This window comes from Micromonospora endolithica, from assembly GCF_003626595.1.
GTDB lineage: Bacteria > Actinomycetota > Actinomycetes > Mycobacteriales > Micromonosporaceae > Micromonospora > Micromonospora endolithica.
In genome coordinates this window covers 75521-94934 of record NZ_RBAK01000019.1, presented here as the reverse complement: position 1 = coordinate 94934, position 19414 = coordinate 75521, and the positions used below count along the sequence as shown (strand labels likewise).

General features: G+C 74.5%; 20 protein-coding genes. 7 read left to right on the top strand and 13 right to left on the bottom strand.

Annotated features, from left to right (window positions below):
• Window positions 1-594 precede the first annotated feature (594 nt).
• Both D7223_RS30305 and D7223_RS30300 read right to left on the bottom strand, forming a co-directional pair.
• The gene (locus D7223_RS30305; RefSeq protein ID WP_120732743.1) at window positions 595-1515 is read right to left on the bottom strand and encodes an ABC transporter permease; all 921 of its coding nucleotides are present in this window, start codon (window positions 1513-1515) and stop codon (window positions 595-597) included.
• Window positions 1515-4382, bottom strand: coding sequence for an alpha/beta fold hydrolase (locus tag D7223_RS30300; RefSeq protein WP_120732741.1), 2868 nt, complete (start codon window positions 4380-4382; stop codon window positions 1515-1517). Before D7223_RS30300 ends, D7223_RS30305 begins: the two co-directional genes overlap by 1 nt.
• A 374-nt stretch (window positions 4383-4756) precedes the next feature.
• Here D7223_RS30300 and D7223_RS30295 point away from each other — a divergent pair, with 374 nt between their 5' ends.
• Genes D7223_RS30295 through D7223_RS30265 form a run of 7 tightly spaced genes read left to right on the top strand, consistent with a single transcriptional unit; the run spans window position 4757 to window position 13285 of the window.
• A complete protein-coding gene (locus tag D7223_RS30295; RefSeq protein ID WP_120732738.1) occupies window positions 4757-5926 on the top strand; it encodes a hypothetical protein in 1170 nt (389 codons plus the stop codon).
• The gene (locus tag D7223_RS30290; protein WP_120732736.1) at window positions 5913-8567 is read left to right on the top strand and encodes a sensor histidine kinase; all 2655 of its coding nucleotides are present in this window, start codon (window positions 5913-5915) and stop codon (window positions 8565-8567) included. Before D7223_RS30295 ends, D7223_RS30290 begins: the two co-directional genes overlap by 14 nt.
• Window positions 8564-9040 (top strand): roadblock/LC7 domain-containing protein, encoded by a 477-nt coding sequence (locus tag D7223_RS30285; RefSeq protein ID WP_186832326.1) that lies wholly within the window; start codon window positions 8564-8566, stop codon window positions 9038-9040. Before D7223_RS30290 ends, D7223_RS30285 begins: the two co-directional genes overlap by 4 nt.
• Window positions 9037-9525 carry a DUF742 domain-containing protein gene (locus D7223_RS30280; protein WP_120732734.1) on the top strand — a complete coding sequence of 163 codons (489 nt, stop codon included), beginning with the start codon at window positions 9037-9039 and terminating at the stop codon, window positions 9523-9525. Before D7223_RS30285 ends, D7223_RS30280 begins: the two co-directional genes overlap by 4 nt.
• Window positions 9503-10267 carry a GTP-binding protein gene (locus tag D7223_RS30275; RefSeq protein ID WP_186832325.1) on the top strand — a complete coding sequence of 255 codons (765 nt, stop codon included), beginning with the start codon at window positions 9503-9505 and terminating at the stop codon, window positions 10265-10267. The genes D7223_RS30280 and D7223_RS30275 overlap by 23 nt, the downstream gene beginning before the upstream one ends.
• Before the next feature lie 44 nt (window positions 10268-10311).
• Window positions 10312-10917, top strand: coding sequence for a hypothetical protein (locus D7223_RS30270; protein WP_120732762.1), 606 nt, complete (start codon window positions 10312-10314; stop codon window positions 10915-10917).
• 46 nt (window positions 10918-10963) lie between these two features.
• Window positions 10964-13285, top strand: coding sequence for an AAA family ATPase (locus tag D7223_RS30265; RefSeq protein ID WP_120732733.1), 2322 nt, complete (start codon window positions 10964-10966; stop codon window positions 13283-13285).
• A 3-nt stretch (window positions 13286-13288) separates the two neighbouring features.
• Here D7223_RS30265 and D7223_RS30260 read toward each other — a convergent pair whose 3' ends face one another.
• The 11 genes from D7223_RS30260 to D7223_RS30210 form a co-directional block, all read right to left on the bottom strand.
• Window positions 13289-13642 carry a gas vesicle protein K gene (locus D7223_RS30260; protein ID WP_222622273.1) on the bottom strand — a complete coding sequence of 118 codons (354 nt, stop codon included), beginning with the start codon at window positions 13640-13642 and terminating at the stop codon, window positions 13289-13291.
• Complete coding sequence (locus D7223_RS30255) at window positions 13639-13923, bottom strand: gas vesicle protein (protein ID WP_202864715.1); 285 nt, start codon at window positions 13921-13923, stop codon at window positions 13639-13641. The genes D7223_RS30260 and D7223_RS30255 overlap by 4 nt, the downstream gene beginning before the upstream one ends.
• The gene (locus D7223_RS30250) at window positions 13914-14780 is read right to left on the bottom strand and encodes a GvpL/GvpF family gas vesicle protein (RefSeq protein ID WP_120732731.1); all 867 of its coding nucleotides are present in this window, start codon (window positions 14778-14780) and stop codon (window positions 13914-13916) included. The genes D7223_RS30255 and D7223_RS30250 overlap by 10 nt, the downstream gene beginning before the upstream one ends.
• Window positions 14764-15129 carry a gas vesicle protein GvpJ gene (gene gvpJ, locus D7223_RS34420; RefSeq protein ID WP_120732729.1) on the bottom strand — a complete coding sequence of 122 codons (366 nt, stop codon included), beginning with the start codon at window positions 15127-15129 and terminating at the stop codon, window positions 14764-14766. Before gvpJ (D7223_RS34420) ends, D7223_RS30250 begins: the two co-directional genes overlap by 17 nt.
• A 1-nt stretch (window position 15130) precedes the next feature.
• Complete coding sequence (locus D7223_RS30240; RefSeq protein WP_120732753.1) at window positions 15131-15475, bottom strand: gas vesicle protein GvpO; 345 nt, start codon at window positions 15473-15475, stop codon at window positions 15131-15133.
• Window positions 15447-15713, bottom strand: a complete 267-nt coding sequence (locus tag D7223_RS30235; protein ID WP_120732755.1) for a gas vesicle protein GvpG — start codon at window positions 15711-15713, stop codon at window positions 15447-15449. The genes D7223_RS30240 and D7223_RS30235 overlap by 29 nt, the downstream gene beginning before the upstream one ends.
• Window positions 15714-15716: 3 nt before the next feature.
• Window positions 15717-16469, bottom strand: a complete 753-nt coding sequence (locus D7223_RS30230) for a GvpL/GvpF family gas vesicle protein (RefSeq protein WP_120732727.1) — start codon at window positions 16467-16469, stop codon at window positions 15717-15719.
• A gap of 1 nt (window position 16470) precedes the next feature.
• Window positions 16471-16911, bottom strand: a complete 441-nt coding sequence (gvpJ, locus tag D7223_RS34415) for a gas vesicle protein GvpJ (RefSeq protein WP_120732726.1) — start codon at window positions 16909-16911, stop codon at window positions 16471-16473.
• Window positions 16908-18104, bottom strand: coding sequence for an SRPBCC family protein (locus D7223_RS30220; RefSeq protein ID WP_120732724.1), 1197 nt, complete (start codon window positions 18102-18104; stop codon window positions 16908-16910). Before D7223_RS30220 ends, gvpJ (D7223_RS34415) begins: the two co-directional genes overlap by 4 nt.
• A gap of 2 nt (window positions 18105-18106) precedes the next feature.
• A complete protein-coding gene (locus tag D7223_RS30215) occupies window positions 18107-18562 on the bottom strand; it encodes a hypothetical protein (protein ID WP_120732722.1) in 456 nt (151 codons plus the stop codon).
• Window positions 18563-18827: 265 nt separating this feature from the next.
• Window positions 18828-19337: a GNAT family N-acetyltransferase gene (locus D7223_RS30210; protein WP_120732720.1), complete on the bottom strand. Its 510-nt coding sequence runs from the start codon at window positions 19335-19337 to the stop codon at window positions 18828-18830.
• Between the last annotated feature and the right edge of the window lie 77 nt (window positions 19338-19414).

Below are 19414 nucleotides of genomic sequence, written 5' to 3'. Positions count from 1 at the left end.
CGGATGGCCTTCGGATTCCACTCAGCAGACGCCCTCATCGCCCTGGCCATGCTCAGCCTCGGCGGCCACCGACCCCAACTCCCCGGAAGATGATCACCACCGACCCACGAATCAAGCAGAAGACCCACTTTTTTGACATGTGCAGCATGGGGACGATGGTCGACTCGGTGGCCGCACTACCGCAATGCGAAGCCGAATCCTGCGGCCGACCCTTTCTGGTGGCCGACCGTCACGGCAAGGAGGTTCGATCCGCGACGGCGCGAGCGGGTGTGGTCCGCCGGTCATGACGGCCAGTGCGACGGCGTGAAGGTCGGTTAGTCGTCGTGAAACACCGTGCGGTCCGAACGGCGGACTCCGAAGCCCTCAGCGTTGGCAGTCTCCTGCCGCCGGCGCGCCGTCGACTTCGGCGGCACCACGCTCAGCGAGGAGGGCCGTCAGTCCACCGCGTCCACGTCTGGTGCGACCGCCGGCTGTCCGCCGCCGCCCGCTGCGCCCTGCCCGCTGCCCACCCCGGACGCTGCGCCCCCGAGATGCGGCGTTAACAGGGGGCCCTTCCTCTACCGCAGGCGTTAATAGGGTGCCCTTCCTTGCACCTCAGCTGGTGATGTCTTTGCGGGTGAAGCGGTAGTAGGCCAGGCTCCAGAAGAGGGTCGCGTAGGCGACCGCGGAGATGGTGCCGCGGACCACGTCGTCGGTCTGGATCGGGGTGGAGAGCAGACCCAGCCAGGCGGTGCTGAAGTGGGTCGGCAGGAACGCCCGGATGGCACCGAGCGCGGTGATCTGGTCCAGGATGCTGGACAGGATCCAGAGCAGCACGGCGCCGCCGACCGCGCCGAGCGCGGCGTCCGTCGTCACCGACAGCAGGAACGCCAGGCCGGCCACCACCAGCAGGACGACCGCCAGGTAGCCGAGCACCATCAGCAGCCGCAGCAGCCCCTCCCCCGGCTCCAGTTGGGCGGCGACGGTGCTGCGCAACGGCTCCCAGCCGTACCGCAGGGTGCCGATGAGCAGGGCGGTGCCGGCGAGCAGCAGCAGGGCCAACGCCGAGTACGCGAGCGCGACCAGCAGCTTCACCGTGAGCAGCCGGGCCCGGGGCACCGGCACGGCCAGCAGGTAGCGCAGGCTCCCCCAGCTCGCCTCGCTGGCGACCGTGTCACCGCAGAACAGCGCCACGACCACGACCAGCAGGAAGGACGCCGAGACGAAGATGGTGAACAGGGTGAAGTTCAGCCCGCCGCTGGTGGCGAACTCGATCAGGCTGCCGAACTCGCCGCGCCCGTTGTCGTCGTCGTCACCGGTGTCGAACTGGAAAGCGATCAGGATGATCAGCGGCAGCAGCACCATGAACCCGAGCGCGAGCTGGGTACGCCGCCGGGACGCCTGCCGGCGGAACTCCGCGACGAACGGCATGGTCGCCGAGGGCCGGTAGCCGGCCGCCGCGCCGGACGGGTGCGCCGGCCCGGCCGGCCCGCCACCGGTGCCCGGTGCGGTCTCCTCGCGCGTCGATCCCGCCATCACCGGTCCCCGCTTCCCCGAGAGTTCTCGCCCACCAGGGCGAGGAACGCGTCCTCCAGGCGGCGCCGGGGCACCACCCGGTCCACCCCGATGCCGGCCCGCACCAGCTCGGCCACCACCTCGCTGCGCGCCGTGCCGTTGGTGTCCACCACGAGCTGGCCGTCGGTGTCGGGCAGCACCCGGACCCCGTCCAGGCCGTCCAGCAGCGTCCGGGCCGCGGCCGGGTCGCTGACCTCGAAGAGCACGCTCGGCGACTCGCCGACGATGTCCTCGACCGGGCCGGAGGCGACGATCCGGCCCTTGTTGACCACCACCGCGTGGGTGCAGGTCTGCTCCACCTCGGCCAGCAGGTGGCTGGACACCAGCACCGCCCGGCCGTCGGTGGCGTACCGCTGGAGCACCCGGCGCATCTCGGCGATCTGCGGCGGGTCCAGGCCGTCGGTGGGTTCGTCGAGGACCAGCAGTTCGGGCAGGCCGAGCATCGCCTGCGCGATGGCCAGCCGCTGCCGCATCCCGTGGCTGTAGTTCTTCGTCCGGCGGTGCACCGAGTCGCCCAGGCCGGCGATCTCCAGCGCCTCGTCGAAGTGCGCGTCCGCCCACGGCCGGCCGGTGGCCCGCCAGTACGCCTTCAGGTTGTCCAGCCCGGACAGGTGCGGCAGGAAACCGGGCCCCTCGACGAGCGCGCCGATCCGGGACAGCACCGGCGAGCCGGGCACCAGCCGGTGCCCGAAGACGTAGATCTCACCGGCGGTGGGCTGGGTCAGCCCCATCAGCACCCGCAGGGTGGTGGTCTTGCCGGCGCCGTTCGGGCCGAGCAGGCCGACGACCTGACCGGGGTGCACGTCGAAGTCGACGTTCGACACGGCGACGAAGCCGTCGGCGTACTCCTTGCGCAGCTCGCGCACGGCCAGCGGGGTGCCCGCGTACGCCGGGTGGATCGAGGTGTCCTGGCGACGGTTCCGGCGGCGGGCGACGGCGACGACCACGACGAGCCCGACCACGATCGCGGCGAGCAGGCCGGCGAGGACCCAGCGCCAGACGACGGCGGCGGTGGGGATCGGCTCGCCGTCGACGGTGGGCAGGCCGACCACACCGTCGGCCAGCGCCACCGTGTGCACGGCCGGCTCCACCGGGGTCGCGTACGCCTGGTCGGAGGTGGCCACCACGACGCGCAGCCGGTGGCCGGCCTCGATCCGGCGGACGATGCCCGGCAGGGTGACGGTGACCGGCTGCGCGGCGTCGATCTCGCGCGGCAGCCCGGTCAGCCGGACCGGCGCGACCAGCCCGTTGGGCAGCGTGGCCGCGCCGTTGGGGTCGACGTCGTAGAGCTTGACGAACAGCACCGCCTCGCCGGTCGCGGAGGCGGCCCGGATGCGGACCGTCGGCGCGCCCACCACGTCGACCGCGTCGGGCAGCGGCGCGGACTCGAACCGGGCGTGCTGCCCGGGTATGTCGCCGGCGACGCCGCCCAGCAACGACGAGAGTTCACCGGCGAAGGGCACCGAGGAGATCGCGGCCGGGTTGCCGGCCGGCGGGTTGGCGACCGGCTGCGGCGGTCCGGCGACGACCACGTCACGGCGGCCGGTGCCGGCGGTGCCCGGATAGTCGGTGGTGCGGTATCCGGTGGCCACCAGACCCCGGTCGAGGGCGTCGAAGCCGGCGATCCGCGACCAGGTGAAGTCGTCACCGGGTGCGTCGCCCTCGCCCTTGACGTAGTGGTCGAGCCACTGGACGGTCAGGAACTTCACCCGGTCGGAGTCGGTCTGCGGCCCCTCGCCGCCGTCGTGGCCGCCGGTGAACCAGGCGACCCGCACCGGCGTGCCGTTCGCGGCGATGCCGCGCGCGTTGGCGTCCGCCTCGGTGAGCGGGAAGAGGGTGTCCGCCTCGCCCTGGACCAGCAGGGTCGGTGCCTTGATCCGGTCGAGCACCCCGGCCGGGCTGGACCGGCGCAGCAGGTCCACCGCGGCCTGGTCGGCGCGGCCGGTGGTGGCGATGCGCAGGTAGGCGGCGCAGACGTCGGCGGCGAACCGCCCGCACGACGGGTCGGCCGCCCGGGCCGGGGCGGCCCCCGGACCGGTGCCCGGACCGCCGCCCGGGCCCGGGCTGGGCGGCCCGGCCGACTCGGGTGCGCCCTCCGGCTGGGCTCCGGTCGCACCGGAGATGCCGGCCGGACCGGTGCCCACGCTGCCGCCACCACCGAAGAAGAGACCGGCCCAGCCGGACTTGAACACGCCCTGGGTGGCGTCCTTGCCGGTGCTCTCCGGCAGGAACGCCCGGGACAGGTCGTTCCAGGTGATCATCGGGACGATCGCGTCGACCCGCTGGTCCCGCGCGGCGAGCAGCAGGGCGAGCCCGCCGCCGTACGAACCGCCGACGACGCCCACCGCCGGGTCACCGGCGGCGTCGGTACGGATCTCCGGCCGGGCGGCGAGCCAGTCCAGCAGCCGCTCGGCGTCGCGCACCTCGTGGTCGGGGTCGTCCAGGTGGATCTGCCCGCCACTGCGGCCGAAGCCCCGGGCGGTCCAGGTCAGTACGGCGTACCCGCGACCGGCGAACTCCTCGGCGTCGGACCGCACCGACTCCTTGGTGCCGCCGAAGCCGTGGGCGAGCAGCACCGCCGGGACCTTGTTGCCGTCGGAGGCGTCCGCCGGCAGGTAGAGCGTGGTGTCCAGGTCGACCGGCTCGTCGCCGGTCGGCCCGGAGCGGACGGTGAGCATCGCCGAGGAGGTGCGGACGTCCGGCCCCTGGGGTCGTACCGCCCAGACCACCGCCCCCACCAGCAGCACGGCGACCGCCGCGGTGGCCACGGCGCGCCGACGGGTGGGCAGGGCACGCCGGATCCACGCGGCCGGCGAGGGCGATCTCATGCGACACACGCTACGGTCCCGATCCTGAGCGTTGGCTGAGATCCTCCGTACGTCCGTCCGGTTGCTCCGATCGGCGGCCGGACCGGTGCGACCGCAGAAGGTCCAGACCCATCCCACCAGCATGAGTTCGGATCACGTGAATTCCGATCTACGGTGGAAATCGTCTTCGATCCATACATGTCGCGCCGAGGAATCACACGGACGGTATCCGCCCGGTCCACCGCAGGTGACCTCGTCCGAACTGACGCAAAACTGACTCACCGACGGCGCGAACGCCCCTCGCGGCTTCGGTTAGTTTCCGGTCCGGTGCATGGGACCCGATCGGCGAGCACCGACCCGCACCATTTCCGCACCCCCGCCGGAGGAGACCGACCATGACCGTCCCCGCGCCGCGGGTCCGCCGGCGACCGTCCGCAGCCGGTCGCGCGCTGCCGCTGCTGCTGGTGGTGGCCCTGCTCGCGCCGCTGGCCCTCCTCTTCGTCCAGACCTGGCGGCTCACCGGCGACGACCGGGACCTGGTGGTGTCCGAACGCCTCGGTGTCGAGTACCTGCGCGCCCTGGGGCCGGTGACCGACGCGCTGGTGGAGGCCCAGTCGGCCGCGGTCGCCGGCCAGCCGGTGTCCGCCGACGCGCTGACCCGGGCGGTGGAGAACGCCGCCTCGGTCGACGCCCGGATCGGCGCCGAACTGCGCAGCCAGGAGCGCTGGGCCGGGCTGCGGGCGAAGCTGGAGGCGCTGTCCGAGCGGGGAGCGGGCAACCCGGAGGCCGCCTTCGCCGCGTACGGCGAGACCACCGACCTGCTGTTGGCCCTGCACCGGAAGGTCCGGGAGACCTCCGGCCTGGTCCGCGATCCGGCGTCGGACTCCTTCTTCCTCCAGGACGGCGTCGGCAAGGACCTGCCAGAGGCCATGATCGCCGCCGGCCGGCTCGCCGACCTCACCCTCCTCGCCGCCCGCCGGCCCGCCGCCCAGCAGGCCCGCACCGTGGCCGAACTCGCCGCCGTCCGGGTCGCCGCGCTCGCCCCGGCCACCGACATGGTCACCGACCTGCGTGCCGCGGTGGACAGCTCGGAGAGCACCAACCTGGGCGCCAACGTGCTCACCCCGCTGGACACCTACCAGCGGGCGGTGGAGGCGCTGGCCGCGTACTCGGCGCCCGCGCCGGGTACCGGTCAGGTGGACCCGAGCCAGCTCGGCGGCGCCCGGAACGCCGTCCAGGCCGCCGGCAAGCAGCTCCAGCCGGTCATCCTCGGCGAGCTCGACGCGCTGCTCGCCGACCGCCTCGACCAACTGGACCGGGACCGGCGGCTCGCGGTGGCCGCCACCGCCGTCGCGGTCCTGCTGCTGGGCGCGCTCGTCGCGATCCTCGTCGCCGCCGCGCGGCGGGCCCGCCGCAACGCGGTCGAGGCCCGGCACGTGGCGGAGGACTCCGGTCCGATACCGGCCGTCGCGTGGCAGCCGCCGGCCGGCCGGTCACTCCAACCGGCCGGGGTGGGTCCCGAGCCGGCCACCTCGCAGTGGGGACCCTTCGATGCTGCTCGGTAGGCTCCGGATCCGCGGAAAGCTGGCCCTGCTGGTGGTGATGCCGCTGCTCAGCATGGTCGGCCTCGCCGTGCCGGTGGTGCTCGACCGGGTGGCCGCCGCGCAACGGGCCGACGACATCGCCGACCGGGTCCGGGTCGCCAGCCGGATCGGCACCCTCGTGCAGGACCTGCAACAGGAACGGATCCTCTCCGTCGGCCTGCTGCTCGGCCGGGTCACCCGGGCCGAACTGGTGCAGAAGTCGGCCACCGTGGACGACCGGGTCGCCGACCTCCGGGCCACCCCGGACGGCCAGTTGCCCGCCGAGGTCCGGCGCGCCCTGGAGGGCGTACGCGACCTGACCGACCTGCGGGCCGCGGTACTCGCCGGAGCCGCCACCCCGGACCAGATCATGGCCGCGTACGGGCCGGTCAACATGGGACTGATCGAGGCGCTGCGGCTGCCCTTCACGGTGGACACCAACACCTCGGCCGGGCAGCAGGTCCTCGCCCTGGACGGGTTGCTGCGCGCCGACGAGGGGCTGGGCGCCTGCGCGACGCTGATCGTGCTGGTCAAGGCGACCAAGGCGCCCACGGCGGTGACCGCGTACGTGGCCTGCATGTCCGCGCTCCAGGTCGACAACCAGCGGTTCCGCAGCCTGATCACGCCGGAGCAGTTCAAGCTGGCGATGCTCAACGACGCGGCGGTGCAGGCCCGGACCACGCCGGACTTCCTCACCGCGAGCGTGATCGACCCGGTCGGGGCGGTCGAGGGCGTGCCGCTGGACGCGCTCTTCCCGTCCTCCCGCTCGATGATCACACTCGGCCAGTTCGTCGAGAAGAAGATCGTCGCCGACGTCATCGCCGAGGTGACCGCCGAACAGCGGGCGGCGCTCACCGCCGCGTACCTGGTCGGCGGGGTGACCGTCCTGATCCTCGCGGTGGTGGTGCTGCTGAGCGTGGCGGTCGCCCGGACGGTGGCCCGCCCGCTGACCCGCCTCACCCGGTCCGCCGACCGGGTCGCCCGGGTGGCCGAGACGGAACTGACCCGGGTCGCCGACGACGAGTCCGAGGCACCGCAGCCGGTCCGTCTCGACTCGGTCGACGTCCGGGCCCGCGACGAGATCGGCGACCTGGCGCGGGCCTTCGAACGGGTGCAGACCACGGCGGCCCGGCTGGTCGAGCGGCAGGTGGCCGGCCGGCGCAACGTGGCGCAGATGTTCGGTCACGTCGGCCGGCGTACGCAGAACCTCGTCGGCCGGCAGATCGCGCTGATCGACCGGCTGGAACGCCAGGAGGCCGACCCCGGGCGGCTGGAGGACCTGTACCGGCTGGACCACATCTCCAGCCGGCTGCGCCGCAACGCGGGCAGCCTGGTGGTGCTCTCCGGCTCGGCCGGCGACGACGCGAACGTCGCACCGGTGCCGCTGGCCGACGTGGTGCGGCTGGCCCTGGGCGAGATCGAGGACTACACCCGGGTGGACGTGCAGGTCCCGCCGGGCGTCTCGGCGGCACCCGGCACGGTCGGCGACCTGGTCCTGGCGCTCGCCGAGCTGATGGAGAACGCGACGGTCTTCTCCCCGCCGCACACCCGGGTCACGGTCGCCGGCGAGACCACCGGCATCGGCGTCCGGCTCACCGTGATCGACCACGGCATCGGCATGACCGAGGAACGGCTGGCCGAGGAGAACGCCCGGCTGACCCGGCGGGAACGACTCGACCTGGCCCCGACCGAGGTGCTCGGCCTGTTCGTCGTCGGCCGGCTCGCCCGCCGGCACGGCTGGGCCGTCGGCCTGGTGCCGACCGCCGGCGGCGGGTTGACCGCCCACCTGGAGATCCCGCAGTCGGCGCTGGTGATCCGCCGCGCGGACCGGGCCGGCGCGACCGTCGCCCGGGCCACCGTGCCGGGGCGGGAGCGGCGCTCCCCGGGCATCCTGGACGCGACCCGCGGCGGACGCACGCTGGCCGCCGTCGGTGCCGCACCGGAGACACCGCCGGCCGGCGGGCCGGACCTGTCGCCGCTCGGCGGGTTCGACCCGGCGCTGCTCAGCCGGGCCACCCGCAGCATGGAGTCCGGCCCGTCCTGGGACGCCTTCGGTTCCGGTGGCGCCCCCGATCCACACCCGCCGGCCGCCCCCACCGGCGGCACCGCCTTCCTGGACATCAGCGTGCCGGGCCCGGCCCCCGAGGTCACCCGGGACCTTCCGGTGGCCGGCCGGCCACCGGCCGACCTCGGCCTGGCACCCCCGCGCACGGCGGGTGGGCCGCCGGCGGCCTTCGCCCCGGCGGGCGTGCGGCAGCGGGTGCCGGGCGCCAACCTGCCGTCGAGCCGACCGCCGGTGGGTCCGGTGGACGCCACCCACGCCGACCCGGCCGCCGCGCGCGCCCTGGTCGAGGCCTTCGAGTCCGGGGTACGCCGGGCCGAACTGACCCGTCCGGCGGGAAGCGCGACGACCGCCCGGCCGACGACGCCGGACCGGCCCCGGCTGACCCGCCGGGTCCCCGGGGCCAACCTGACCGTCGCCCCGCCCCGCCCACCGACCGTCCAGGATCCCGGCGACCCCGCCGAGGTCCGCGACCTCATCACCGAGTTCGAGGCGGGCGTCGCCCGGGCTCTGCGTGAGGTCAGTCCACACCGCCGCAACGAAGAGGGATCGACACGGTGACCAGCCCCTTCCTGCACGACAACATCGATCACCAGGCCCAGTCGGGCGCGGGCGGGGACCTCAGCCCGGAGGCGCGCACCTTCAACTGGCTGCTGGACTCCTTCACCTCCAGCACGGCCGGGGTGCTGGAGGCGATCGCCGTCTCGTCGGACGGGCTGCTGATGGCCATGTCCTCGATCAAGGACCGATCCAACGCCGAGCGGCTGGCGGCCGTGGTGTCGGGCATGACGAGCCTCGCCGGCGGCGCCGCCAGTTGGTACGCGCTGGGCGGGCTGAACCGGGTGATCGTCGACATGGCCGAGGGCTACCTGCTGATCAGCGCGATCAGCAGCGGCTCGGTGCTGGGTGTGGTCGCCGACCGCTCGGCGAACCTGGGCACCGTCGCGTACGAGATGACGCTCTTCGCCGGCCGGGCCGGCGGCGCCCTCACCCCACGCCTGATCGCCGAGTTGAAGAACGCCGTCCAGCAGTGACCGGAGACGTCGCCGGCGAGGGACCGGATCCGGAGAGCGGCTTCCGGATCCGTCCCTACCTGCGCTCACCCGTGCCGGCCGGCCAGCCGGGCACGGTGGGCCTGCCGGCGGCGTCGGCCAGCACCGAGCCGGATCCGGAGCGACCCGCCGGACCCCGCCCGTTCGTGCTCACCGCCGGCCGGGTCGCCGGCGCGGACCCGGCGATCGGGCTGGAGACCCAGGTGACGGCGCGCCCGGCAGGCTCCTGGACGACACCGCCGACCCGGCTCGCCCCGGAACTTCAGGCGATCGTGGCGCTCTGCGCCGAGCCGATCTCGGTCGCGGAGATCTCGGCGACGATGCGGATGCACTTCGGCGTGACCCGCGTCCTGGTCGGCGACCTGCGGGCCGCCGGGCACCTGGACGTGCACGTCGGCGTCGCCGACGAGGCTCTCGACCCCGACATCATCCTGCGAGTGATTGATGGACTCCGTGCGATCTCCTGACTGGTCGGTCGCCCCGCTGGGCGGCCTCGCCGCCAACAGCGCCGCCGCCCGCTACGGCACACCGTCGGGCGGTCACCCGCCGGCCGCGCGGGGCCCGGCCACGCCGCCTCCGCCGTACCGGCCGCCGGGCCCGGTGCCGGACACCGGCTTCGCCGCCCGGCCGGCCGGCGAGTCGCCCGCCGCCCCGCCCATCCCGGTGAAGCTCCTGGTCGCCGGTGGCTTCGGAGTGGGCAAGACCACCACGGTCGGCGCGATCTCCGAGATCGCCCCGCTGACCACCGAGGCCGAGATGACCAGCGCCGCGCTGGGACTCGACGACCCGGGCGTACGGTCGGCTAAGACCACCACCACGGTGGCGATGGACTTCGGCTGCGTGACCATCGACCGCAGCCTGAAGCTCTACCTGTTCGGCACGCCGGGCCAGGCCCGCTTCGGCTTCATGTGGGACGACCTGGCTCGCGGCGCGCTCGGGGCGCTCGTCGTGGTGGACAGCGCCCGGTTGGACGACTGCTACCCGGCGATCGACTTCTTCGAGCGGGCCGGGCTGCCCTTCGTGGTCGGCGTCAACGCCTTCAACGGCCGGGTGGCACACGACCTGACGGCGATCCGGTGGGCGCTGGCGATCGGCGACCACGTACCCCTCGTGCAGTTCGACGCCCGGGACCGGCTCTCGGTGCGGGACGCGCTCCTGGTCGTCCTGGACCGCGCGTTGGACCGGGCCACCCGGGAGCGAGAGACCTGATCCGAACGGCGGGCAGACCCGTTTCATGGAAAGGGGTGGTCGTGGTGAGAGGTGGGCTGGACGAGACGTTGGCCCGGATGGCGCGGCGCGAGGAGGCGCTGCGGCGGCGGGCGGCCGAGGAGGAGACCGCCGCGCCGCCCGGTGCCGCCGGGGCGCCGGACCCGGCGGCCACCGCCACCGGCGGCGTACCGACCGTCGGCGCGGCCCCGGGCACCGGCCGGAACGCCGGACCGGGCTGGGCGGACGGCCGCCCGGTCGAGCCGGCCCGGCAGCCGGCCGATCCCGGGCACCTCGCCGACCCCGCCGGGCCGGCCGCGGGCCTGCACCGGGCCGACGACACCCGGTGGCGGGACCCGGTCGAGCAGGTGGCCGAGGTGGTCCGCCGGGTGGTCGCGGAGCACCCGGGAATGGCGGTCAGCGTGCGGATCGAGCAGGACGGGCAGGCCTACCCACTGCGGGTCTCCTGGTCGGGAGGGATCGTCATGGTCACCGCGCCGGAGGCCACCGCCCCGCCGCCGGTGTGGCCGATGTCGGTGAAGACCGTGTCGGCGTGGACGCCCCGGGACGGGTCGGACGCGGACCCGGCGGCGCGGCTGGCGGAGATGATCCGCCAGGACCCCTCGCTGCTCGCCGGCGAGCAGGGCGGCTGACGTCCCGGTAACCACCCGACGGGACAGCGGGGGCTAGGGTCGGGCGGTGGCGGTACCCGAACTGACCCTGACCGCGAGCCTGCGGCCGGCGGCGCTGGACGCCCGGCGCGGCATCGTCCGGCTGCACCCGGAAGTGCTCACCGCGCTCGGCCTGCGCCCGGGCGATCCGGTCCGGCTGGCCGGCCGGCGGGTGAGCGCCGGTGTCGTGGCACCGGCCGAGCCGGACGCCGGCACCGCGCTGCTCTACGCCGACGACCTGGTGCTGGGCAACCTCGGCATCCGCGACGGCGGCGCGGTGACGGTGACCCCGGTGCCGGTCACCGCGGCCCGCCGGGTGGTCCTGGCCGGGCCGCCGTCGGTGGTGGCGGTGGTGTCGCCGGAGATGCTGCGACTGGCGCTGCTCGGCAAGATGGTCACCGCCGGTGACGACGTGTCGCTGCTGCCGCAGGACGTGCTGCCGGACGCGTCGGTGCGCAGCCTGGTCGAGGCGGCGCGGCGCAGCCTGTCCAACCGGGTCGGGTACGCCTGGACGAGCACCCTGCTCACCGTGGCCGCCGCCGAGCCGGACACCGCCGCTCTGGTCACCATGGACACCGTGGTGGGTTGGCAGCACGGCGCGGTCACCCACGGCTCCGGCGGTGCGGCGACGGACCACCGCACCGGCGGCGGGACGATCCGGTCCGACGACGCGACCGGCCGGCCGCACGGCGAACCTGTCCGGTCCGGTGCCGGCGCGGCCACCGCGGTCCGGCCGGCCGGCCGGGGCCCGGCGGACGCCGAGGCGGGCGGGACCGCGCTGCCGGACGCGCCCTCGGTGGACGAACTGCCCGGGCTGCGGGCCCAGGCCGAGGAACTGACCGAGCTGCTCGACCTCGGCTTCCACCACCGGGAGGTGTTGGGCCGGCTCGGCACCACGGTGTCGCTCGGCGTCCTGGTCGAGGGCCCGGCCGGCTCCGGCAAGTCGGCACTGGTCCGCGCGGTCGCGGCCCGGGTCGGCGCACGGGTACGCCCGCTCTGGGCACCCGAACTGGCCGCGTTGAACAACCAGGCGGCGGCCGAGCGCCTGCGCGACGCCGCCGCGGCCGTACGCGCCGACGGGCCGGCGGTCCTGCTGGTCACCGACGTGGAGGCGCTGGCCCCGGCGGACGACCCCGGCCCGGTGGCCACGGTCTTCCGTCAGGTGCTCGCCGAGACACTCCGGGCCGGGGCGGCGGTGGTCTGCACCACCGGCCGCCCCGAGGCGGTGGACCCGGCGCTGCGGGCGCCGGACCTGCTGTCGCTGCGGATCGGCGTACCCCTGCCGGACGCGGTGCTGCGCCGGGAACAGTTGACCGTGCTGACCCGGCAGGTGCCGCTGGCCGAGGACGTCCGGCTGGACGAGGTCGCCGGCCGTACGCCCGGTTTCGTCGCCGCCGACCTGGCCGCGCTGGTGCGCGAGGCCGGCGTGCGCGCGGCGCTGCGGCAGAAGTCCGCCGAGCGGCCGACGGTGACGATGGCCGACTTCACCGCCGCGCTGGAGGTGGTCCGGCCGACCACGATGGCGTCGTCCACCCTGGAGCTGGCCCGGGTGACCCTGGACGACGTGGGTGACCTGGTCGAGGTGAAGCAGACGCTGACCGAGTCGGTGCTGTGGCCGCTGACCTACCCGGACACGTTCGCCCGGCTCGGCGTGCAGCCGCCCCGGGGTGTGCTGCTGTACGGGCCGCCGGGCTGCGGCAAGACCTACCTGGTGACCGCCCTCGCCGGCTCCGGCCGGGCGAACGTGCTGTCGGTCAAGGGCGCGGAGCTGCTGTCGAAGTGGGTGGGCGAGAGCGAGCGCGCGGTACGCGAGCTGTTCCGCCGGGCCCGGGAGGCCGCTCCCACGCTGATCTTCCTGGACGAGGTGGACGCCCTGGCGCCGGTACGCGGTCAGGCCACCGACGGCGGCACCACCGACCGGGTGGTCGCGGCGCTGCTCACCGAGCTGGACGGGGTGGAGACGCTGCGCAACGTGGTGGTGGTCGGCGCGACGAACCGGCCGGACCTGGTCGACCCGGCGCTGCTGCGGCCGGGCCGGCTGGAGCGCCTGGTGTACGTGCCGCCGCCGGACGGCCCGGCCCGGACGGAGATCCTGCGTGCCGCGTCCCGGAACGTGCCGCTCACCGACGAGGTGGACCTGGCCGCGCTCGGCGGGGAGTTGGACGGATTCTCGGCGGCGGACTGCGCGGCGCTGGTCCGGGAGGCCGCGCTCGCCGCGATGCGGGAGTCGCTGGCCGCCACCTCGATCACCGTCGGGCACGTCGCCACCGCCCGCGCCCGGGTCCGCCCGTCGCTGGATCCGGCGCAGGTCGCCTGGCTGGCCGCGTACGCCGAGGGCCGCCAGGGGTGATCCTCAGTCGGTGGGCAGCAGGGGGCCGAGCGGACCGAGGTCGATGTTCAGATCCTCGGGTGACAGCCCGAAGTGGTCACGGAGCAGCGCCATCTGCTCCTCCAACGCCATCAGCGTGGTGCCGATCCCCTCGATCTGCTCCTCGGTGAGGTCACCCAGGTCGACCCGGCGCAGCGCCTGCCGTTCCATCAGCTGTCGCAGCAGCTCGACCACGGTCAGCACCAGGCTGGCCAGGCCCCGCTCGACGGAGTCCCGGTCGACGGCGACCCGCCGGTCCAGCGGCGTCACCCGCAGCGCCTGCCACGCCGGCGCGCCGAGCGCGGCGACCAGATCCGCCGCCTCGTCCCGGCCGGTCACGCCGGCCGTCCCTTGATCGCACCGGGCCGCTCGGGCTGCCCGGCGGTCAGCTCGGGTGCGGTGGGAAGCGTGGGCAGCTCGGGCGCGGCCAGCGCGCCGACCGAGGCGACCAGGGCGCGCAGCGAGACGCGTACCAGGTCGACGTCCGCGATCGACAGGGTGATGTCGCCGGAGATCACCACGCCGGTGGCGAGCACCCGGTCGAGCAGGTCGACCAGGGACACCGGCCGGGCCGCCAGCGGGTCGTCCGCGCTGCTCGGCGCGAGCGCGGTCACCGCCACGCCGGCCCCCGCGCCGCGTCCGCGGCCGGCTCCCGGACCGGATGCGCCGGCTCCGTCGTGGGTTCCTCCGCCACGAAGGAGTACGCGGGCCACGGGCCGGTCGGCTCCAGCCGGATCTCCGGGTGCCGGTCGCCGAGCGTACGCAGCAGGGCGGCGAAGCCGTCCACGCCGGTGGAGTCGAGCAGGTACGCGCCGTTGAGCACCATCGCGGTCGCCGCGCCGGAGAGCCGGCGGTCCTGCGGCGCGTGCCGGCGGGCGGCCACGGCGTACCCGGTCAGCGCGTCGTGCACGGCGGCGGCGGCCTCGGCGGCGACCCGCTGCCCCTCGTCGCGGGCGGTCAACTGGGCCCGTCGTCGCCGCAGGTACGCCGCACCGGCCCCGCCGCCCCCGCTCGGCGCGGCCTCGGCGCGGGGCGTCGCGCCGGGCACCAGGTAGCCCTTGACACCCCACTCCTCGCGGCCGTCGAGCCGGTCCAGGGTGGCGGTCAGCTCGGCACACCGTTCGACCAGCACCCGGGCGAGATGGTCGTCGTCCCGGTGCACGGTGGCCAGCCGGGCCGGCACCACCGCACCGGCGCGGGACAGCCCGTCGACCACCGCGTGGTGCACCCGCGCGGTCCGCTCCAGCCACGCCAGGTCCTCCAGGTTGCGGCGCATCGCCTCCTCGCCGTACCCGCTCAGCGACACGCCACTGACGACGGCGGCCAGGCCGGCGGCGCGCACCACGCGGACCGGTACGCCGTCCAGGCCGGCCGTCACGGCCAACGCCGCCGGCGTCACCTCCCGGACCACGCCGTGCAGCCAGGCACCCGTACCCGGGTCGCCGCCGGTGGTCCGAGGTTCAGCCGTCGCACTCATCCCACTCCTCCCTCGCGGCGGCCCGCCGGGCCACCCGGGGCCGGCGCTCCGCCTCCACCTGCTCGGGGTCCCGGGGCCCCGGCTCCACCGGCGGGCGGGCCCGGGAGCTGAGCCACGGGTCGTGCTCCCACCAGTCGATGCCGATCTGCCGTGCGGTGTCCACCGAGGCGATGACCAACCGCAGCTTGAGCGTCAGCAGCTCGATGTCGAGCAGGCTCACCCGGATGTCCCCGGCGATCACGATGCCCCGGTCGAGCACCCGCTCCAGGATGTCGCCGAGGTTCGCCGGCTCGTGTCCGGCGGGTAGCACCTGCCCGGAGTTCTGCACCACCGACGGCTGCGCCGACACCTCAACCCACCTCGCCCTTCCCGCGTTGGTAGCGGCGCACCCGGCGGTAGCCGAGCAGCCCGCCCTCGACGTCCAGCTCCACCTCGTACAGCCCGAGCAGGTCGGTGGAGGCGGGGATGCGGTGGTCCTCGACCAGCTCCACCCCGACCACCCAGCCGTCCCGCACCGAGGTCAGCGAGGTGGTGCCCACCGGGTCCCGGCCGGTCAGCTCGACGAGCTGCCGCAACCCGGCCCGGGCCGCCTCGGCCGCCGACACCGGCTCCAGGTACTCGTCCTCGTCGTCGTACCGGTCGTCGTCCCCTCCGTCGGGGCGCGGCTCAGCGCCGCCGCGGCTCAGCTCCGCCACCTGGCCCACCTCCCCCCGCACCGGTCAGCCGGTCCAGCACCCGCTGCTGGCCGCGGTCCCGCTCGGCGGGGCTGATCTCGCCGGCCGCCGCCGCGGCGTCCAGTTCCTCCAGCTCCCGGCGGACCGTGGCCGGGTCCAGCTGCCGCGACTCGGCCTCCCGGGCGACCACCTTGACCACCGCGGTCAGCCCCCGCACCGGCGCGTACGGCAGGGTCAGCAGCGCCCACAGGAGATCCACCGCTCAGCCCGCCAGTTGGTGGGCGCTGACGAAGTCGTACGGGGCCAGCGGGCCGAGCAGGCGGAGCCGCATCAGACCGATCCGCTGCCGGGCGAACTCCTCCGCCGCGTCGACGAACTCGTCCTCCCGGTCGCCGTCCACCAGGAACGCGACGTGCACCGAGTCCAGCTCGCTGCTCGGCGGGCGTACCGCGTTCGCCACCGACGTGCCGGCCAGCGCGTCCACCAGCTCCCGGTTCTCCGTCTCGCGACGCAGCTCCACCGCCTGGCTGATGATCTCGCCCAGCCGGATCCGCTGTTCCCGGCTCGCCTGCTCCGGACGTCCCCGCACCTGCCCGGCCAGCTCGGCGGCGGCCGGGTTGTCGGCGAGCACCGCGCGGATCAAAGCCTGCTCGTCGAAGCGGCCGTGCAGGGTGTACTGGAGCCGGCCCTCGTACTCGTCGAGGGCCTCGGCGAACCGGTCGTGGTGCGCGTCGAGCAGGTCGGCCACCGCGTCCGGCCCGGTGACCACCGTCCCGAACCGCACCGGCAGCACCGGCGCGACCGCCGCCGTGCCGTCCAGCAGTTCCTGGTACGCGGTCAGGTCCGCCGGCCGTCCCAGCGGCTCCCCCAGCCCCACCTCGCTGACCAGTGCGGCGAGGTCACCCCGCCGGACGACGGTCACCTCGGCCGGCGGGTCGCCGACCCCCTCGGCGTCGGAGGTCGGCTCCACGTCGGACGGCACGATGCCGTACACGAACAGTCCGTTGTCGGCCATCTCAGCGCTCCCGTCGGCGGGGTCGGTCCCGGACCGCCCCGGTCGCGTCGTCCACCACGTCACCGGTGGTCCGTCCCAGCTCCCGGGCGGTGCCACCCACCTGGCGGGTGGCACCCCCCACCGTGTCGCCGAGGCCGGCGGTGACCTCCCGGGCCGCGCCGGTCACCTCACCGACCAACCCGGCCAGTCCCCCTTCCGCGTCGGCCGAGAGGTCCAGCCGGTCGGTCATCTCGGCGAACTTCAGGTACGTCTCGATGCTCGACACCACCACCCGGGCGTTGATCTCGACCAGCGGAATGCCGACCACGCCGACGGTGACCTGGGCGTCGATCACCACGCCCTTGTCCAGGACCGTTTCCACCACGTCGGCGAGCCCGGACGTGGCGCCACCGCGCTCCAGGGCCCCGCCGTCGGCCGGACCCGCGTTCGCCGCGACGCTCATTCCTCGCGGTCCTCCCGTCGACGGCGCACCACCGGGCGGCGGGGCGCGTCCGGAGCGCGACGGACCGCCGGGCGGGGGCGCTGCGACTCCTCGCGGGGCTCCCGCTCCGGACGTTGCTCCCGCTCGGGGCGGGGCTGGGGACGGCGGGCCCGCTCCGGGGCACGGCGGCGCGGCGGCGGAGGCGGCTCCTCCTCGAACTCCTCCTCGTCGTACCCCTCGTCGAAGTCCTCGCCGTCGTGGTAGGCGTCGTACTCCTCCTCCTCGGGAGGACGGCGGCGGGTGGGTGGCCGGCGGCGCCCGCCCCCGGCGGACTCCTCGGCCGGTTCCTCGCGCTCCCCGGCCTCCCGCTCCTCGCGGACGGCGGTGTCGTGGTCCTTGACCACCTGCGAGTCCTCGATCTCGCCGCGCCAGCCCTCGACCGACTCGGGGTCGAGCACGGTCGTGGTCATCACGTGCCGCACGAAGTGCTTCAGCTCCAGCCGCACCCGCCGTCCCTGGGCACGCCACAGGTTGCCGGTGTGCTCGAAAAGTCCCTGCGGGTGGTACTCCAGCACGACCAGGATTCGGGTGAGGTCCGGCGTCAGCTCGTGGAAGCTGACCGTGCCGTCGACCGAGCCCTTCTCGCCCTTGGACCGCCAGTGGATCAACCGGTCCGGGATCTGCCGGACGATCGTCGACTCCCAGGTCCGGTGCGACCAGAGGACCTGCGCCTTCCAGGTCATTTTCTCGTCCGAGTCGTTCTCGGCCTGTTCGACCTTCTTCATGAAGCTCGGGAAGTCACCGAACTGGGTCCACTGGTTGTACGCGACCCGGACCGGAACGCCGACCTCGATCGTCTCCACGATGTTGGTGACCTTCATCTTCTTGCCACCGCCGCCGCTCTTGCCGCCCCTGCCGCTCTTGCCGCCGCCGAAGGCCGCCATCACCCTCTCCTTACCGCCGGCCACTCCGGCATGGAACATCGCCTTCATCGGTGAGCCACCCTCGGCGAGCTTCTGCGCGCCGGTCGCCGCGGAGATCAACCCGGGTCCACCGCCCTGCTTGGCGTACTCACTGAGCCGCCCGGTGGCGCCGGTGATCCGGTCGGTCACCGCCTGGACGGCGCGTTCGCCGATCGCCTCGGCCAGGTTGCGCACCTCGCCGGCGAGCTGCGTGCGGACCTTTCCACCGAGGCCACCCGTCTCCGGTGCCATGCTCACCGCCCCCGCCGCTGGTCGCCGTTCGCAGGCCGGCCGCCGTTCGACCGGCTGCCTTCCGGCTGGTCGTTGGTTGCCTGGTCGTCGTCTGCCTGGTCGTTGTCGGGGTGATCGTCGTCGGGCCGGTCCGGGGACCGGCCCGATCCGCCCCGGCGGCGTAGCGAGTCCGCGGAGCCGCGCAGCCTGCCGCTCACCGCGTCGATCCCGCTGCCGGCGGCGGCGGTGGCGGCGTTCTTCGAGGCCGACACCAGGGGCCCACCGAGCCGGCTGAGGTTGCTCAACTGCGGCGACGACTGCAACAGCCGTGACCCCAGGCCGGTCAGCCCGCCCGGGTTCTGGCTGGCCCGACCGGCCGCGACGGCGGCAGCGAGCACCAGTGCCTTCCGCAGCTTGCGCCGGCGTCCGAGCAGGTAGCCGACACCCACCGCGACCCCGATCCGTGCTCCGCTGTTCATCGGTTCTCCTTCGCTCCCCGGGGCAGTCGGCACCCGACCGGCGCGGGGCCGGAAAAGAACAGCCACCGGGGAATCGCAGAAATGGCCCGCGTTCAGGTGCCCATGTGAGCGGACCCGGCAGGCAGTACCCGACGGAATATGCACGAAACATGCCCCGGGAACTGCGACCAGGAATTCATCGAACCGGTCCGGACAGCGGAGATTCGGACACCATGGCCTCCCTGAACAGCGATAACACCAGAAGGCGGTTTACGTCAGGAATCGCTCAGAGTGCCGGAGGCGTCGAGTCGAGGGAGATTTCGGCGCGCACCTTGCCGTCGTTCTCGAGCAATTTGGCGCCGCACTTTTCGAGCACCTTGAGGGCCCCGAAATTGTCCTCGGTGGTTTCCGCGACGACCAGTCGCATGCCGGCCCCGGCCGCCTGGATCAGCAACGCGCGCAGGGCGGCGAGGCCGATGCCCTGCCCCCGGGCGGACCGGCCGAGCCACATCCCGGTCTCCACCGTTCCCGGCTCGTCGCACCGGGTCATCCTGATCATGCCGACCACCTCGCCGCCGGACAGGATCGCGAACATCAGGGTCCGGCTCGGCCCGTCCAGGCCGCCGAAGCTCGCGCGGTGGAACTCCCGGAACGCCTCCCGGCGGGCGAGCGACCACCCGGCCGGAGCCTCCACCGGCGGCATCACGTCGCCGGGCTCCGCCTCGGCCGCCGCTACGGAGAGCAACGGCTCCAGGTTCTCCTCGTCCACCGGCTGCAACCGGACCACACTCGCCACGTGCCGCAGTCTGCCGTGCCCACCGGGTCGAGTCCACCCCAACGACGGGTGACTGGCGGTCCGGCGGCGGGTACGGG